Annotated in this window: 16 protein-coding genes; 6 read left to right on the forward strand and 10 right to left on the reverse strand. The window is 65.2% G+C overall.

The window, feature by feature from the left end:
- Positions 1-3: 3 nt before the first annotated feature.
- The gene (gene pepP, locus Q0D45_RS05960; protein ID WP_293389836.1) at positions 4-1,329 is read right to left on the reverse strand and encodes a Xaa-Pro aminopeptidase; all 1,326 of its coding nucleotides are present in this window, start codon (positions 1,327-1,329) and stop codon (positions 4-6) included.
- Between the two features lie 13 nt (positions 1,330-1,342).
- Complete coding sequence (locus Q0D45_RS05965) at positions 1,343-1,900, reverse strand: UPF0149 family protein (protein ID WP_293389839.1); 558 nt, start codon at positions 1,898-1,900, stop codon at positions 1,343-1,345.
- A gap of 93 nt (positions 1,901-1,993) precedes the next feature.
- Here Q0D45_RS05965 and argA point away from each other — a divergent pair, with 93 nt between their 5' ends.
- Positions 1,994-3,325, forward strand: coding sequence for an amino-acid N-acetyltransferase (gene argA, locus Q0D45_RS05970; RefSeq protein ID WP_293389842.1), 1,332 nt, complete (start codon positions 1,994-1,996; stop codon positions 3,323-3,325).
- Positions 3,326-3,329: 4 nt separating this feature from the next.
- Here argA and Q0D45_RS05975 read toward each other — a convergent pair whose 3' ends face one another.
- A complete protein-coding gene (locus Q0D45_RS05975; RefSeq protein ID WP_293389845.1) occupies positions 3,330-3,941 on the reverse strand; it encodes an ABATE domain-containing protein in 612 nt (203 codons plus the stop codon).
- Positions 3,942-4,077: 136 nt separating this feature from the next.
- On the opposite strand from Q0D45_RS05975, the gene Q0D45_RS05980 reads away from it, so the two are divergent.
- Complete coding sequence (locus tag Q0D45_RS05980; protein WP_293389848.1) at positions 4,078-5,052, forward strand: alpha/beta hydrolase; 975 nt, start codon at positions 4,078-4,080, stop codon at positions 5,050-5,052.
- Between the two features lie 92 nt (positions 5,053-5,144).
- On the opposite strand, the gene Q0D45_RS05985 is transcribed toward Q0D45_RS05980, so the two are convergent.
- Positions 5,145-6,356: a pectin acetylesterase-family hydrolase gene (locus Q0D45_RS05985; protein WP_293389851.1), complete on the reverse strand. Its 1,212-nt coding sequence runs from the start codon at positions 6,354-6,356 to the stop codon at positions 5,145-5,147.
- Between the two features lie 187 nt (positions 6,357-6,543).
- On the opposite strand from Q0D45_RS05985, the gene Q0D45_RS05990 reads away from it, so the two are divergent.
- Positions 6,544-7,902 carry an adenosylmethionine--8-amino-7-oxononanoate transaminase gene (locus tag Q0D45_RS05990; protein ID WP_293389853.1) on the forward strand — a complete coding sequence of 453 codons (1,359 nt, stop codon included), beginning with the start codon at positions 6,544-6,546 and terminating at the stop codon, positions 7,900-7,902.
- A gap of 5 nt (positions 7,903-7,907) precedes the next feature.
- On the opposite strand, the gene Q0D45_RS05995 is transcribed toward Q0D45_RS05990, so the two are convergent.
- Together Q0D45_RS05995 and Q0D45_RS06000 are read right to left on the reverse strand one after the other, a co-directional pair.
- Entirely contained in the window at positions 7,908-9,272 is a 1,365-nt protein-coding gene (locus tag Q0D45_RS05995; RefSeq protein ID WP_293389856.1) for a sensor histidine kinase, read from the reverse strand.
- Positions 9,269-9,970, reverse strand: a complete 702-nt coding sequence (locus Q0D45_RS06000) for a response regulator (RefSeq protein ID WP_293389858.1) — start codon at positions 9,968-9,970, stop codon at positions 9,269-9,271. The genes Q0D45_RS05995 and Q0D45_RS06000 overlap by 4 nt, the downstream gene beginning before the upstream one ends.
- 146 nt (positions 9,971-10,116) lie before the next feature.
- Between Q0D45_RS06000 and Q0D45_RS06005 the strand changes: the two genes are divergently transcribed.
- The 3 genes from Q0D45_RS06005 to Q0D45_RS06015 are packed head-to-tail and all read left to right on the forward strand — an operon-like array spanning position 10,117 to position 12,427.
- A complete protein-coding gene (locus Q0D45_RS06005) occupies positions 10,117-11,481 on the forward strand; it encodes a hypothetical protein (protein WP_293389861.1) in 1,365 nt (454 codons plus the stop codon).
- Complete coding sequence (locus tag Q0D45_RS06010) at positions 11,481-11,855, forward strand: cytochrome c family protein (RefSeq protein ID WP_293389864.1); 375 nt, start codon at positions 11,481-11,483, stop codon at positions 11,853-11,855. The genes Q0D45_RS06005 and Q0D45_RS06010 overlap by 1 nt, the downstream gene beginning before the upstream one ends.
- Positions 11,852-12,427 carry a cytochrome b/b6 domain-containing protein gene (locus tag Q0D45_RS06015; RefSeq protein ID WP_293389867.1) on the forward strand — a complete coding sequence of 192 codons (576 nt, stop codon included), beginning with the start codon at positions 11,852-11,854 and terminating at the stop codon, positions 12,425-12,427. The genes Q0D45_RS06010 and Q0D45_RS06015 overlap by 4 nt, the downstream gene beginning before the upstream one ends.
- A 6-nt stretch (positions 12,428-12,433) precedes the next feature.
- Here the strand turns inward: Q0D45_RS06015 and Q0D45_RS06020 are convergent, their stop codons facing one another.
- The 4 genes from Q0D45_RS06020 to Q0D45_RS06035 all read right to left on the reverse strand — a co-directional run.
- A complete protein-coding gene (locus tag Q0D45_RS06020) occupies positions 12,434-13,483 on the reverse strand; it encodes a cyclopropane-fatty-acyl-phospholipid synthase family protein (RefSeq protein WP_293389895.1) in 1,050 nt (349 codons plus the stop codon).
- 198 nt (positions 13,484-13,681) lie between these two features.
- Positions 13,682-14,716: a cupin-like domain-containing protein gene (locus tag Q0D45_RS06025; protein WP_293389870.1), complete on the reverse strand. Its 1,035-nt coding sequence runs from the start codon at positions 14,714-14,716 to the stop codon at positions 13,682-13,684.
- A 5-nt stretch (positions 14,717-14,721) separates the two neighbouring features.
- A complete protein-coding gene (locus Q0D45_RS06030; RefSeq protein WP_293389873.1) occupies positions 14,722-15,054 on the reverse strand; it encodes an SMR family transporter in 333 nt (110 codons plus the stop codon).
- Positions 15,051-15,742 (reverse strand): cupin-like domain-containing protein (locus tag Q0D45_RS06035; RefSeq protein WP_293389876.1); only part of this gene is annotated, 692 nt, incomplete at its 5' end. The genes Q0D45_RS06035 and Q0D45_RS06030, both read right to left, overlap by 4 nt.

Below are 15,742 nucleotides of genomic sequence, written 5' to 3' on the forward strand. Positions count from 1 at the left end.
CAATCAGCGGCTCGCCATCACTGCTTCAACCTCGGCCACAGCTTTCGGCACACCGGAGGTCAGCACCTCGGGCGCGCCATGCGTCACCAGCACATCGTCCTCGATGCGGATGCCGATGCCGTGGAAGCGCGGATCGATACCTTCGGTGCCGGGCGCGATGTACAGGCCCGGTTCGACGGTCATCACCATGCCTGGCTCGAAATTGCGGGCGACGCCGTCGAGCTTGTAGCGGCCCACGTCATGGACATCCAGGCCCAGCCAGTGGCCGGTGCCGTGCATGTAGAACTGGCGATGCTTGCCTTCCTCGATCAGGGTGTCGACATCGCCCTTGAGCAGACCGAGCGCGACCATGCCTTCGGTCAGCGCCCGGGTCGCCACTTCGTGCGGACGCGAGGAAGCGTTGCCTGCTTTCAACTCGGCAATGGCTGCCAGCTGCGCGGCGAGCACCACTTCGTAGACTGCCTTCTGCGCACCGCTGTAACGGCCATTGATCGGGAACGTGCGGGTGATGTCCGCGGTGTAGCCGCGATACTCGCCACCGGCGTCGATCAGCAGCAGGTCGCCGCTGTCGAGCTGCGATTCGTTTTCCTTGTAATGGAGGATGCAGGCGTTCTCGCCGCCGCCGACGATCGAGCCGTAGCCGCACTGCATGTCGTGGCGCTCGAACTCGTGATGGATCTCGGCGGCCACCGCCCATTCCCAGCCGCCCGGCCGAGTCGCCTGCATCGCCCGGACATGGGCACCGGCAGTGACCTGGCAGGCGTGGCGGATCAGCTTCAGCTCGGCTTCGGTCTTGATCAGCCGCTGCTCGTGCAGCGTGGTTTCCAGTGCCACGAAATCGGTCGGCGCGGCTGCGCCGCGGCGCGACACTTCGCGAATCTCGCGGACCACGGCGGCAATCTTCGGATCCCATTCCGGGTGCTCGCCGAAGGTGTAGAACACCCGGCGACGACCGGACAGCAGGCCCTGCAGCTGCTTGTCGAGCTCATCGATCACGAAGGCCTGATCGGCACCGTAGTGGCTGACCGCCCCTTCCGGCCCGGCGCGGCGGCCGTCCCAGATTTCACGCGCGGCATCGCGAGCGCGAACGAACATCAGGAACTCGCCGTCCTTGTTGCCCGGTGCCAGCACCAGCACCGAATCCGGTTCCTGGAAGCCGCTCAGATACAGGAAATCCGAGTCCTGACGAAAGCGGTAATGGCTGTCGCGGTTGCGGATCACTTCGCGCGCGGACGGGATGATCGCCAGGCCATCCGGGCCCATCGCCTTGATCAGCGCGGCGCGGCGGGCAGCGTACTCGGCGAGTTCGGTAGCGGTCGGTGCGGGCATGGTCTTCGGTCGCTCAGTGAATGGTCGGCGACGCACCCGGTGCGCCCAGGCGCGGGTGCAGTTCCATGAACACCAGCTGGGCACCGACCCGGATGTACTCGACCAGTTCGGCGTAGGCACTTTCCTCGCCTTCGTCGTCGTCGCCGGAATCGAGCGAGGTGCGGGTGAATTCGGTGAAGTCCTTGACGATCTCGCGCACTTCTTCGCTGCATTCGCGCAGGTTCAGCTTGATCCGCCCGGCGAGGCCGTACAGGAAGCCTTCGCACCAGGCGCCGAGCGCCCGGGCGCGGTCGGCGAGCGGATCGTCATCGCCGGGCAGCAGCGGCATGAACGCCGAGTGCAGATCGGTCAACGCGGCGATGGTGTCGTCGCGCAGACGAACCAGCTGCTCGCGGTCGCGACCATCGGGCGTGTATTCGGGAGCGTCGAGCAGCGCGACGGGATCGATCTCGTCCGGCTTCTGCCGGCACAGCGCGCCACACAGGCTGCCGTGGAAGGACGAGGACTCGTCGTCATAGCCGACCTGCTTCATCAAGGCGTCCAGCGCCTCGTAATCGTACGGAGGTGTCATGGCGCGGATTATAGGCTTGAGCCCCGCCGGCAAAGAGAAATTCAGGCCGCGTTCGGCGCAGGTGGGACATCGCCGACCCCTATAATCTTCGCCATGAACCCCGATGACTTCGTTGCCGCGCTGCGCGGCGCAGCCCCGTATGTCCACGCGCACAACGATCGCGTGTTCGTGGTCGCGTTCGGTGGTGAAACCGCGTTGCGTCCGGATTTCGAGCGTTTCATCTACGACCTGGCGCTGCTGCACAGCCTCGGCGTCAAGCTGGTGCTGGTCCACGGCGTCCGTCCGCAGATCGAAGCCCAGCTCGCCGCCCACGGTCTGGCTGCGCAGTTTTCCGGCGATTTGCGGATCACCGATGCGGCGACCATGGACTGCGTCAAGGCGGCGGTCGGCATCCTGCGCATGGATATCGAGGCGCGGCTGTCGACCGGCCTGGCGAGCACGCCGATGGGCGGCGCGCGGCTGAAAGTGGCCGGCGGCAACTGGATCACCGCGCGGCCGGTCGGCGTCCGCGACGGCGTCGATCACCTGCTGACCGGCGAAGTGCGGCGTGCCGACATCGCTTCGATCCGCAACGTGCTCGACGAAGGCCGCATCGCGCTGCTGAGCCCGATCGGCTATTCGCCGACCGGCGAAATCTTCAATCTGCGTGCCGGCGATGTCGCCCAGGCCGTGGCCATCGGCCTGAAGGCCGACAAGCTGATGTTCCTGCTCAACGCCGACCCGGACAGCTGGCAGCTCGCCAACGACACCGGCGATGCCGGCCAGCTACCGCTCGGTGACGCGGAACGCCTCGTCGCCAGCGAAGCGATCCAGGCTTCGTTGTCGGCCGAAGATCGGGCGTTGCTGCAGTCGGCCTTGGCGGCCGGCCGCGGCGGCGTCGAGCGCGTGCACCTGATCGGCGCCGACCCGAGTGGCGCGCTGCTGCGCGAGCTGTACACCCGCGACGGCTGCGGCCTGATGTTCTATGCCGACGAAAACTACGAAGCGGTGCGCGAAGCGAGCATCGAGGATGTCGGCGGCATTCTGGCGCTGATCCAGCCGCTGGAAGCCAGCGGCGTGCTGGTGCCGCGTTCGCGCGAGCAGCTGGAAATCGAGATCAGCCTGTTCGATGTCATGGTTCGTGACGGCACGGTGATCGCCTGCAGCGCGCTGATTCCATTTCCGGCCGATTCGATGGCCGAGTTTTCCTGCGTCGCCGTGCATCCGGACTACCGCAACGAAGGCCGTGCCGAAGCGCTGCTGAAACGCGCCGAGGAATCGGCCGTGAAGCTCGGCATCCAGCGCCTGTTCGCGCTGACCACCCACACGCCGCACTGGTTCATCGAGCATGGCTTCGTCGCCAGCACGCTGGACGACCTGCCGGCCAGCAAGGCGCGGATGTACAACTGGCAGCGCAAGTCGATGGTGCTGGTGAAAGCCCTCTAAAGACTTATTCGGCTCGCTGGCGAGCGCGAAAGGCCGCCACCTTCATCCGATTGCCGCAGACCGCCATGCTGCACCAGCGACGCCGGTGCGCCTTGGTGCGGTCGTAGTACCAGAGTGTGCAATCCAGGTTCTCGCAGCGGCGCACCAGCTCGAAATCGCCGTCGGCCAGCAGCTCGGCAATCGCTTCCGCGACCGGCACCAGCAGATCTTCGACGCTTTCGACTCGCTGCCGATGCAGGCAGACCGGCGCTCCGTCGGCCGGCCATTGCAGTTGCCGATACCGGCCGCCGCGCGCCATCAGGCGATTGAGTAGCGCCGGATCGGTGGCCTCGCCGGCCTTGCGGCTGGCCAGCAATTCGCTGGCAACGGCACGCAGCGCCAGCGTCGCGGTCAGCAATTCGCCTGTTTTGCCAAGCTGCTGCACCACCATTTCGCGATCGAGGAAGCCGGCGCTCCGCAGCCAAGCGATCACCTGCGCATCGTCATTCAGACATTCGACCGCCGCCGCGCCGATACCGAAGGCCGTATTGACGAAATCGAGCGCCGGGTGGTCGGCGATAAACAGCGGGATCGGTGAGGGGCCAGTTTCGGCGCTACCAGCAACGGTGCTGATCATCGGATGAGCTCCATGAATGATTTGTAACCACTAAATATTACTTGAAAGGTTACACAAAACGTGTAGGCTACGTCTTGTAACCTTTATAAGTTAATTATTAAGGTTACTTAACCATTCCTCGCCATTGGAGTTCCCTATGCTCGTCCCACGCCTCCTCGCCGGCCTGCTGCTTGGCGCCGCCGCCCTTGCCAATCCGGCCGGTGCCGCCCCAGCCGCCAGCGAACACGCCACCAGCGCCGCACCCGTTGCAGTCCATCATCGCTATGCCGAAGTCGACGGCCTGCGCATCTTTTATCGCGAAGCCGGCGATCCGAAGGCGCCAGTCATCCTGCTGCTGCACGGCTTTCCGACCTCCTCGCATATGTATCGCGAGCTGATCCCATTACTCGCCGATCGCTACCACGTGGTGGCGCCGGACCTGCCCGGCTTCGGGCTATCGGACGCGCCGGATCGCGCGAAGTACCGCTATACCTTCGACCAACTGGCGACCACCATCGACCGCTTCACCGACGTGCTCGCTCTGCGCCGCTACGCGATCCAGATCTTCGATTACGGCGCGCCGATCGGCCTGCGGCTGGCGCTGGCCCACCCGGAACGGATCACCGCGATCATTTCGCAGAACGGCAATGCCTACGAGGAAGGGCTGGGCAGCGACTGGGACCCCATCCGCAACTACTGGCGTGAACCGATCGCCGCCAACCGCGCACTGCTGCGGGATTTCCTGAAGCCGGAGGCGATCCGCAGCTACCAATATCTCGACGGAGCATCGGATCCGAGCCTGGTCGCACCGGAAGCCTGGCTGCTCGATTCGGCATTCCTCGCGCGGCCCGGCAACGAGGACATCCAACTCGACCTGTTTCTCGACTACCAGAGCAATGTGAAGCTGTATCCGCGCTTCCAGGCTTACTTCCGCAAACACCGGCCGCCGCTGCTGGCTGTCTGGGGCCGCAACGATCGGCTGTTCATTCCGGCTGGCGCCGAAGCATTCAAGCGCGACAACCCGGATGCCGAAGTGCATCTCTACGATGCCGGCCACTTCGCGCTGGAAACCCATGTCCAGGAGATCGCCAGCGACATCCGCAGCTTCCTGGCCCGGCGGCTGCCGCGCTGAACCGGGAAGCCGTCGAACCCTGCGTCAAGGCGGCGAACCGGACACCGGGCTCAATCGGTGTTCGGCGTCGACGCAGCAAGGCCGTCGGTCGTTCAGGGGAAAGTGCACGGCGCGGAGCTCTCTGCCCGCGTCGCGGCACCACCACCGGCAACCCAGGACGCCACCGCATCCTTGAGCGCCACACCGCCGACCTCGGCCACCGGCGTAGTCCACAGCGTGGCGTCGGACGACAACGTGTGGATATCCGGGTCCTGACAGACCGCGAACACGCCCTGCCCGCCACTCATGCCGAGCGGCTGCAGGATGTTGACGATCGCCGGCAGATAGGTGGCGTTGATCCAGCTGGCGACGGTGGGGTCGTTGATCTGAGCTTTGCTTTCCAGCAGGCCGACGTTGACGATGCCGACCGCGTCACGCTCGTTCTGGGCGATGAAGAACGGGGTCCGCAAACTCGACTGGGCATGCTCGAACAGATAGCAGAGGCCGGGGCTGCCAGGATTGGCGGCCGCGCAGTCGGCGTCGACCTGGCCGTTCCAGTAACTGATGCCGATGGCGCCGAGATCGCGCACCGATGTCCGTGGCGGCGTTCCCGGCATCGGCGGCGCAACGTCCGGATAGACACCGGCGTCGATCAAGGTCAGTACGGAGGCACCGGGCAGCGACGCGCGCACCCGGTTGGCATTGATGAACGCGCCCACCGCGCCTGCTGAACCACCGGCAAGAATCACCGTATCGCCGGCCTTGCCGATGCCGTACTGGCGATTCAGGGTCTGCACCACGGCGGCAACGATCTTGGCGCCGCGAAACCGGAAGTTGGTCGTGCCGCCGGTGGGGCCGATGTCGCCGCTGAAGAAATCGGAACTGCAGTACGGCACGCGAACGCGGTTCCAGCTCCGGAACGTGTCGTTGCTGGGATCGCTGGAGAGAAGACCTTCGGCTGCCGTCTGGTCGGAATAGCCCGTCGACGAAATCAGGTCCGATGGCCGCAGGCTGCAGTCCGCATCGCTCAGACAATAGCCCCCGCCCTGCAGCCCGATCACCGTCTTGTTGGCGTTGGCAGCCGCCGCAGTGCCGAGCCCCCGCTGGATGTAGAAGATCGCCGGCGAGCCGTCATTGCAGACCGCGTCCGGGTAGGCGGACAGATCGATGGTCTGCTTGACGAAGTCGGCGGGGATCGTCGTGCCCGGCGACGTCGACGAACCTGCACCACCACCGCCACAAGCTGAACAGGCGACGGCAACGGCAAGCGCCGTGAAGAACATGCGGCCTGAAACAATCGGCACGCGGCTGGCGGCGCTATCCATGATGGGCACTTTCCCTGTGAGGTTTCTGATCTGAATCGCCGGACGATCGTCACGGTACCCGCCATCGACCTGTGTTGATGGCGAAAGGTTCAGGCGTCGGGCAAAGCCAAGCACGCGAAACAGCAAGCGGATGCTAAGGTTTCGCGCTCGATACCCTCTACTGACGCCTCACTTTCAAAAGCATTTCATGAGCAATTCCGACTGGATGCAGCGCTCCCTCGCGCATGTCTGGCATCCCTGCACGCAGATGAAGGACCACGAAGCCGGCGGCGCGCTGCCGCTGGTGCCGATCGCGTCCGCCGAAGGGGTCTGGCTGACCGATTTCGATGGCAAGCGCTATATCGATGCGGTCAGCTCCTGGTGGACCAACCTGTTCGGTCATCGCCATCCGGTGATCGTCGAGCGGCTCAAGGCCCAGCTCGACCGGCTCGATCACGTGCTGCTCGGCGGCTTCACCCATCAGCCCGTCGTCGAACTCAGCGAGCGGCTGGTCAAGATCGCGCCGAAGGGTCTGACGCGCTGCTTCTATGCCGACAACGGCAGCAGCGCCGTCGAAGTGGCGCTGAAGATGAGCGCGCATTACTGGCGCAACTCCGGCAAACCGGCGAAGACCAAGTTCATCGCGCTGGGCAACAGCTATCACGGCGAAACCCTGGGCGCGCTCGCGGTCAGCGGCGAAGGCATGTATCGCGACAGCTACCAGCCACTGCTGATGCAGCCGATCGTGGTGCCGTCGCCGGACTGCTTCGATCGCACGCCGGGCGAAGCCTGGGAGGACTACACACGGCGCCGCTTCCGGCTGATGGAAGAAACGCTGGCCAAGCACGCACATGAAACGGCAGCGGTGATCGTCGAGCCGCTGGTGCAGTGCGCCGGCGGCATGCGCATGTATCACCCGATCTACCTGAAGCTGCTGCGCGAGGCCTGCACACGGCATGGCGTGCACTACATCGCCGACGAGATCGCGGTCGGCTTCGGCCGCACCGGACGGATGTTTGCGAATGAATGGAGCCAGACCACGCCGGACTTCATGTGCCTGTCGAAAGGCCTGACCAGCGGCACCCTGCCGCTGGCGGTGACGATGACCACCGACACGGTCTTCGAAGCCTTCTACGACGATCACAGCGCCCAGCGCGCCTTCCTGCATTCGCACAGCTACACCGGCAACCCGCTGGCCTGCGCGGCCGCCTTGGCGACGCTCGACATCTTCGAGTCCGACGACTGGACCGCCCGCAACCGCGCGACCGCTGCCGGGCTCTGGGGCCTGATGAGCGAAGTCGCCAATCATCGCAACGTCATCGATATCCGCCAGCAGGGCATGATCCTGGCGGTGGAGCTGGCCAAGAACCCACGCAAGCGCGAGCCCTATCCGGCCGAGGAACGACGCGGCCTGCGCGTCTACCGCCACGGCCTCGAACACGGCGTGCTGCTGCGGCCGCTCGGCAACATCGTCTACCTGATGCCGCCCTACGTGATCAACGACGACGAACTGGTGCAGACCTGCCGCGTCGCGATCGATGGCATCAACGCCGCGACTAGGGACTGAGCGCCCTACACCAGCGGAAACGCCAGCCGGATGCACAGCCCTCGCCCTTCATGGCCAGGCTCGGCGCGAACGCTGCCGCGATGCAGTTCGACGATCTCGCGCACGATCGCCAGACCCAGGCCTGCACCATCGCCACGGCCTTCGTCGCTGCGGGCGAAACGGGTGAACAGCTGCGTGGCGAAGGCCGGATCGACGCCGGGGCCATCGTCCTGCACGGTGACCACGGCAAGGCCATCGTGCATCGCCACGCCCAGCTCGATCTGGCCATTGCCCGGGTGATAGCGAACGGCGTTGTCGATCAGGTTCGACAGCGCTTCCTGCAGCAGCAAGGCGTGGCCGCGAATCAGCACCGGCTCTGTCGGCAGATCGAGGGTCAGATCGATGCCGCGATTGATCGCCAGCGGCACGTAATCGGTGCCGGCAGCGCGCGTGGTGTCACCGAGATCGACGGCCGTCATCGGGATCGGCAAACGGGTGCCGGGTTCCAGGCGCGCCAGCGACAGCAGTTGATTGGCCAGCCGGTTCGACCGTTCCACCGAACGACGCAACTGGGCCAGGCTGCGCTGTCTGTCTGCCGGGTTGTCGGCATGTTCGACGCCATCCAGATGCAGCTGGGTCGCGGCCATCGGGCTACGCAGCTGATGCGCGGCATTGGCGACGAACTGGCGCTGCGCAGCCAGCAGCGTGTTGTTGCGTTCGACCAGGCCCGAGAACGCCGAGGTCATGCCGCGCAACTCCCTCGGCAAGGCGGATGGATCGATCGCCAGCGGCTTGCCCTCCGGGTGCGTGGCCAGCCGTACGGTCAACAGATCGATGCCTTTGAGGCTGGAACGGATCGCCACACCGATCAGCACCACGGCGACCAGCAACAGCAGCACCGCCGGGACGGCGACGGCGTAGAAGATTTCCTCGGCCAGCTGATAGCGAACGCGCCGATCCTGGGCCACGCGAACAACCAGCGCCGGGTGCTCGCTGCTGGCCGGCACGTTCAAGGTCATCAGCCGCAGATCGAGACCGTTGCGCTGCGCATCGTAGAGATAGGCGTCGTCGGCGAAGTGTTCGACCCGCGTCGGCTCGGGCGGCAGATCAACATCGCCGGCAATGATCCGGCCGTCGACGGTGATCGAGTAGTAATCGCTGTCGCCGGTCTTCCAGGTCTTCAGCTGCTGTTCGATCTCGTCGGTATGGGCGACCTCGGGGCCGTCCTCGCCGACTTCCAGCGACACCGTGTGGGCAATGTCGTACAGCCAGCTGTCATAGATCGCATTGGCGTAATGCAGGGTCAGGCCATAGGCCAGCGCGCTGTTCAGAATCAGCAACAGCGCCACCGGAACCAGCAGCCGCAACAGCAGCGCGCGACGCAGGCTCATTGCAAGGCTCCGCTATCCGGAGCCGCTGCCGGCGAGGTTTCGCGCAGCAGATAGCCGAAGCCGCGCACGGTGCGGATCTCGACCGTGCCCGGCTCGACCTTGCGCCGCAGCCGGTGCACATGAACATCGAGCGCGCTGCTGCTCAGATCATCGTCCCAGTTGCACAGCGCTTCGCGCAGCGCCGGCTTGCTGACCACGCGGCCTTCGGCCTGCATCAGCACTTCAAGCACGCCGTATTCGCGCGGCGTCAGCGCCAGCGGCCGGCCATCGAGTTCGGCGTGGCGCTGGTCCAGATCGAGCAGCAGGCCGCCGATCCGGCTCTGGCCCTTGAGCACGCGGCCGCTGCGGCGTGCCAACGCCCGCAGCCGGGCTTCGAGTTCCTCGATCGAGAACGGCTTGGTCAGATAGTCGTCGGCACCGGCATTGAGCCCGGCCACCCGGCTTTCGATGGCATCGCGCGCGGTCAGCACCAGCACCGGCAGTGAGGCGTGGCGCTTGCGCAGCGCAGTCAGCACTTTCAGGCCATCGATATCCGGCAACCCGAGATCGAGCAGCAGCAGATCGTGCACCGGCTCGCGCAAGGCCTCGAGCACGCCTTCGCCGCGGTTCAGGGCGTCGACCACGTGGCCGCGCTGGCGCAGTGCCCGGCTCAGACCATCGACGATCAGCAGATCGTCCTCGACCAGCAGTATCCGCATCGTTCATCCCTGATCGCAGGACCGTCCGGCGCCCCGAAACCACGGCCGGAACGATCGAAAGCATTTCGTAAGGAAGCGCCCCGCACAATCCGCGCGAACAGCAACAACCGCTGGAAAATCAGTTACTTTCGTCCGAGCAGCCTACTATGAAGTTACGCCTCGCGCAGTACCTTGCGGCGCCCGTTCGCCACCTGCTGCCGGCACTCGCCGTGCTTGCCGCACCGCTGCTGTGGTCGGCTCCGGCCCAGGCGCTGCCGAGCTATGCGAAGCAGACCGGCCAGGCCTGCGCCTCCTGCCATGAAGGCAGCCTCGGCCCGCAGCTGACCCAGGAAGGACGCAACTTCAAGCTGCTCGGTTATTCGAGCGGTGCCGGTTTCTTTCCGATCTCCGGCCAGGCCATCCTGCAGTTCACCAATACCAACCAGGGCCAGCCTGGCGGCGCGGCCGAGCATTTCGGCGAGAACCACAACAGCTCGCTGAACGAGACCAGCATCTTCTACGCGGGCCGCATCGCACCGAACCTCGGCGCCTTCGTTCAGGTGACTTATGACGGCGTGGCCCAGGCATCAGGGCTCGATCACACCGATATCCGCTATGCCCGCTCGACGGCGGTACTCGGCAAGGACGTGGTCTACGGCCTGAGCCTGAACAACAACCCGATGGTTCAGGACATCTACAACACGACGCCGGTCTGGCGTTACCCGTACACCAGCAGCGGCCTGGCGCCGGCACCGGGTGCGGCCACGCAGCTCGAAGGCGGACTCGAGCATCAGGTCGTCGGCCTGACGGCCTACACGATGATCGATGACCTGCTGTATCTGGAGGCCGGCGGCTACAACGGCCTCGGCCATCAGATGCGCATCAACATCGGCGTCGACAACGAAGACAAGCTCGCCAGCGTGGCGCCCTACTGGCGCGTGGCGCTGCAGAAGAACATCGGCAAATCGTTCTTCCACATCGGCAGCTTCGGCATGCATGACGCGCTCTATCCCGGATACGACCGCAACAACGGCCGCGACCAGTACACCGATGTCGGCTTCGACGGCAGCTGGCAGTACACGCCGAACAAGCGCCATCACCTGAGCGCCTATGTCGCCGACATCTACGAACGGCAGACGCTGAACTCGAGCTTCGGTGCCGGTGATGCCGGAGCCCGCAAGCAGTTCCTGAACTCGTTCAACGCCAGCAGCTCGTACTACTACGCCGGCACCTACGGCGCGACGGTCGGCGCGTTCTCGACCCATGGCACGACCGACGCCGTGCGCTATCCGGCCGGCGATATCGACGGCTCGGCGAGCGGCAGCCCGAACTCCAGCGGCTATGTGCTGCAGGCTGACTGGACACCGCTGGGCAAGAAGGACTCCTTCCTCTATCCCTACCTGAACGTCCGCTTCGCCGCGCAGTACACGCACTACTTCCACTTCAACGGTGGCGGTGCCGACTACAACGGCGATGGCCGCAACGCCAACGCCAACGACACCTTCCTGCTGTTCGCCTGGCTGGCCTATTGATGAACAGCCCGATCCGATACGCCGCGCTGATCCTGCTGATGCTGGCCGGCGGCGCGTCTGCCGCAGGCGACGCCAAGCGCGGCGCCCAGGTGTTCGACGACGAATGCTCGGACTGCCATACCTCCACCGCCGGCGGCAAGAACGGCAAAGGCCCGGTGCTGTTCGGGCTGGTCGGCCGGACCGCCGGCACGGTGCCCGGCTATGACTACTCCGACGCCAACAAGGCTTCGCATTTCGTCTGGACGCCGGAGCAGCTGGAGGCCTATCTGCCGAATCCGAAGGGTGCGATTCCCGGCACCAAGATGCGCTACGCAGGCGTCAAGGATGCTGGCGAGCGGGCCGATGTGATCGCCTTCCTGCAGACACTGAAGTGAGCACCCTCGATAAAGCTTCCGACTCTCTGACCGAACTGGCAGCGGAAGAATCCGGCGATGCTCTGCACCCGGTGACCCGTGCGATCCACTGGTTCACGGTGCTGGCGATCATCGCCGTGTTCGTCAGCGTGCTGATCGGTGCCGATCTCGAAGATCCGGAGCAGAAGAAACTGATCGTCGGCTTCCACCAGAGCCTGGGCCTCAGCGTGCTGCTGCTGAACGGCCTGCGCCTGCTATGGCGCTGGTGGCATCCGATGCCGTCGCTGATCACCGATCCGGTCAAACGGATGATCGGCCACCTGAGCCATGCCACGGTGTATAGCTTGCTGATGGCGCAGCCGCTACTCGGCTGGCTGTACGTCTCAGCCCGTGGCCGCACCGCCAACTTCTGGGGCTTGCCGATGCCGGCGCTGCTCGACAAGAACCGCGAGCTGGCCGACAGCATCCATGCCTGGCACGAGAACACCGGCTGGCTGCTGCTGGCGCTGATCGCCGCGCATGCGCTGGCCGCGCTACACCACCACTACGTGCTCAAGGACGGCGTGCTGCGCCGCATGGTCAGCGGACGCTAGATCCAGTCAGGGAATCTGGCCCGGCTCTACGAACCGTAGAACCGTTTCTCTCTGCGCGATGTAGGCGCGTGTCAACGGCAAGCTGTCGTTACGCACCGCCAACTGGATCTGGAACACGACCAGTGTTTCGTGACGGAACGCCGCCTCGCAGAAGGCGAGGAAGAATTCCCACATGCGACAGAAGCGCTCGTCGCGCAGCGCGACCGCCTCGTCGCGGCGCGCCATAAACCGTTCGCGCCAGGCGCGCAGCGTTTTGGCGTAGTGCTGGCGCAGCACTTCGACGTCGGTGACCACAAGGCCGGCGCGCTCGATGGCCGGCAGGATTTCCGACAGTGCCGGCACGTAGCCGCCAGGGAAGATGTACTTGTCGATCCAGGGGTCGGCATGTGCCGGAGGTCCGGAGACGCCAATGGTGTGCAACAGCATCACGCCGTCGTCTTTCAGCAGACGACGGCAATGACTGAAGTAGGCGTCGTAGTGCGGCAGCCCCACGTGCTCGAACATGCCCACCGAGACGATGCGGTCGAAACGCTCGCTCAGTTCGCGGTAATCCGCGAGGCGAAACTCGACACGCTCGTCGAGCCCTCGTTGCCTGGCCCGCTTCAACGCGATTTTGATCTGCTCTTCGGACAGGGTGATGCCCAGCACCCGGCCGGCTTGCGCCACATCGGCCAGATACAGCGCCAGTCCGCCCCAGCCGCAGCCGATATCCAGCACGCGCTGCCCCGGTTCGAGGTGCAGCTTGGCGGTGATGTGCCGCTTCTTGGCGAGTTGTGCGGCTTCGAGGTCCTGTTCCGGATGCTCGAAGTAGGCACACGAATACTGCCGGTCCTGATCGAGGAACAGGGCGTACAACGCGGCATCCAGATCGTAATGATGGGCGACGTTGCGCTGCGAGCGACGGCGGTCGTTGCGCTGCTTCCAACGGCGCAGGCTGAAGCGCAGACGATCGACGACATCCAGCCAGGGATTATCGGGTGCCTGTCCGGCGTTGATCATCAGCAGGCAGACGAGTTCGTAGAGGGAACCCTGTTCCACGCACAGTCGGCTGTCCATGAACAATTCGCCGAAGCGCAGCTCGGGGTCCAGCAGGAACGCCCACTGCGCGTTCGCGTCGGTGAATCGAATCGCCACCGGCGTACCCGTGCCATCGCCGACCGCGAAGCGTGCGCCGCTGGCGGTGTGTACTTCGAGGCTGCCGCGCGAAACCAGTCCCGCAAGTGTCGATCGGAGCAGCCTTTCCATGGGCGTTCTCTAGGGCGCTTCGGGTACAGCGGGCTGCGTATCGGGAGCCGCCTTGCCATGACAGGTGCAGTTGCCGCGGCCGTACAAACCCACGGCGTGGAGGGCGGCGCGAACGCCCGAAGGGACGCCGTCCACGACCAGCTCCCGGGGCGTCAGCCCGAACACGGCGAGGCTCACCGACGGGATCGATGACACCACCGCGTGCCAGGTACGTCGCGGCACGAACAAGGCGTCGCCGGACTCGACGCGCGCGTACAGGCCGCTGGCTTGCGCAAACATCGCCGCGCGTTCGGGCTGCTCGTCCAGGCGCGTGATATCGACGTGGCTCATCTTGCCGCCCCAGTCGTACTTGGAGGATGGCGCCATGTACGCGTTCTGGTCCGGCGGAAAGAGCAGGAATTCCTTCGCGCCGCTGACCTGACAGAACAGGTTGTTCGGATAGTCGTAATGAAAGCCGGTCACCGATTTGCCAGGGCCGAGGAAGGTGTAGGCCCAGTCCCAGCGCAGGCCCGGCCAGATTTCGGCGATCCTGAAATCGTCCTTGAGCGGCGGAAACTCCTTGAGGATGTGCCACAGCGAGATATAGGGCTGATCGCGAGGCAGCGTTTTCATGTACGACCAGTCGAGCCGGAAGACATTGCTCGGCGACAGCCCGGCGTGCTGGCCGGCACTTAGCAGGCCGCGCTGATCGTCTCCGGCCGCGAAGGCATCCCGCTGCGCACGCGCGAGCGACAGCAAGTAGGGCGCGATCGGCTGGATCACGTCCTGACGCGACTCGCCCTGCTCGGCGATGCCGATCTGGAAACGGGTCTTCACCTCGGAGCCGTCGCGGCGGCGCAAGGCGGCGAGCTGCTCGAAGGTCCAGCGCTGCGTCGCCGGCCAGTGACTGATCGCGCCCTTGATGAGCAGCGGGCGGACGCGTTTGCTCAGATCCTCGCCGCGCCGGCTGAACTCGGCCCAGGATCTTTGCTCGACCCGGCGAAAACTGGGGCCGCCATAGGACCCGGCATGGGACTCAGTGAGGAGGGATGGCGTCGTTTGCATGGGGTCTACGCCGTTTTGGCGTCGAGCTGGAGCAGCACGATGCCGATGATGGTCGCCACCAGGCCCGCGGCGCGCCGCCAGCTCATGGCCTCGCCGAATACCACGGCGCCGACCACCGCGATCAGCGCGATGGCGACACCGCTCCAGATCGCGTAGACCACGCTGACATCCAGCTTCTTCAGCAACTGCCCCAGCAGAAGCATGGCGAGTCCGAAGCCGGTACCGACGCCGACCCAAGCCCAGGGCCGCTCCCAGCCGTTGGCGAGCTTGAGGAAACTGGTGCCGGCGATCTCGCCGGAAATCGCGAGGGCCATCAGGAGCCAGGCATTGGTATTCATGTCAGCGCTCCTTGCGAGGCGGGCGCCTGCTGCATGCGATGGCAAGTGCAATTGCCCCAGCGATACAGATGCAGGCGATGCAGCAGCGCCCGGGTTTCCGACGGCAGACCGCCGGCAAGGATTTCCCAGGGCGTCAGGCCGAACACCGCAAGGCTGATCGACGGCTCCAGCGACACCACGGCATGCCAGGTGCGGCTCGGCACGAACAGCGCATCGCCGGCTTCCACGCGCGCGTAGAGGCCTTCAGCCTTGGCGAAGCTTTCGCGCTCGACCGGCTGCTCGTCGAGCCGCGAGATGTCGATGTCGCTCAGGGTCGCGCCCCAGTCGTACTTGCGCGACTTGCACATCTGCGCGCTCTGGTCGGGCGGAAACAGCAGGAATTCCTTGACGCCGGTGACCTGGCAGAACCAGTTGTTCGGGAAGTCGTAATGCAGGCCGGTGACGGTGTTGGCCGGGCCGATGAAGGTGTACTCCCAGGTGCGCCGCAAGCCGGGCCACAGCTGGCTGATCTCGAAGTGTTCGCGCAGCGCCGGGAACTCGTTGAGGATGTACCACTGGGCGAGATAGACCTGATCGGCGGTGAAGGTCTTCAGGTAATTCCAGTCGAGATGGAAACGCTCGCCTGCCGCCAGCAGCTGGCGCTTGTGGTTCGGCAGCAGGCCGATGTCGTCGATGCGGCCGGCGCGGA

It is taken from the genome of Nevskia sp., from assembly GCF_023266035.1.
Taxonomy (GTDB): domain Bacteria; phylum Pseudomonadota; class Gammaproteobacteria; order Nevskiales; family Nevskiaceae; genus Nevskia.

Excerpts from the sequence above, each read along its gene's own strand:
- argA (WP_293389842.1), top strand. The coding sequence starts at position 1,994 with ATGAACCCCGATGACTTCGTTGCCGCGCTGCGCGGCGCAGCCCCGTAT.
- Q0D45_RS06020 (WP_293389895.1), bottom strand. The coding sequence starts at position 13,483 with ATGGACAGCCGACTGTGCGTGGAACAGGGTTCCCTCTACGAACTCGTC.
- Q0D45_RS05980 (WP_293389848.1), top strand. The coding sequence starts at position 4,078 with ATGCTCGTCCCACGCCTCCTCGCCGGCCTGCTGCTTGGCGCCGCCGCC.
- Q0D45_RS06000 (WP_293389858.1), bottom strand. The coding sequence starts at position 9,970 with ATGCGGATACTGCTGGTCGAGGACGATCTGCTGATCGTCGATGGTCTG.
- Q0D45_RS05965 (WP_293389839.1), bottom strand. The coding sequence starts at position 1,900 with ATGACACCTCCGTACGATTACGAGGCGCTGGACGCCTTGATGAAGCAG.
- pepP (WP_293389836.1), bottom strand. The coding sequence starts at position 1,329 with ATGCCCGCACCGACCGCTACCGAACTCGCCGAGTACGCTGCCCGCCGC.
- Q0D45_RS05995 (WP_293389856.1), bottom strand. The coding sequence starts at position 9,272 with ATGAGCCTGCGTCGCGCGCTGCTGTTGCGGCTGCTGGTTCCGGTGGCG.
- Q0D45_RS06005 (WP_293389861.1), top strand. The coding sequence starts at position 10,117 with ATGAAGTTACGCCTCGCGCAGTACCTTGCGGCGCCCGTTCGCCACCTG.
- Q0D45_RS06025 (WP_293389870.1), bottom strand. The coding sequence starts at position 14,716 with ATGCAAACGACGCCATCCCTCCTCACTGAGTCCCATGCCGGGTCCTAT.
- Q0D45_RS06030 (WP_293389873.1), bottom strand. The coding sequence starts at position 15,054 with ATGAATACCAATGCCTGGCTCCTGATGGCCCTCGCGATTTCCGGCGAG.
- Q0D45_RS05975 (WP_293389845.1), bottom strand. The coding sequence starts at position 3,941 with ATGATCAGCACCGTTGCTGGTAGCGCCGAAACTGGCCCCTCACCGATC.
- Q0D45_RS05990 (WP_293389853.1), top strand. The coding sequence starts at position 6,544 with ATGAGCAATTCCGACTGGATGCAGCGCTCCCTCGCGCATGTCTGGCAT.
- Q0D45_RS05985 (WP_293389851.1), bottom strand. The coding sequence starts at position 6,356 with ATGGATAGCGCCGCCAGCCGCGTGCCGATTGTTTCAGGCCGCATGTTC.
- Q0D45_RS06010 (WP_293389864.1), top strand. The coding sequence starts at position 11,481 with ATGAACAGCCCGATCCGATACGCCGCGCTGATCCTGCTGATGCTGGCC.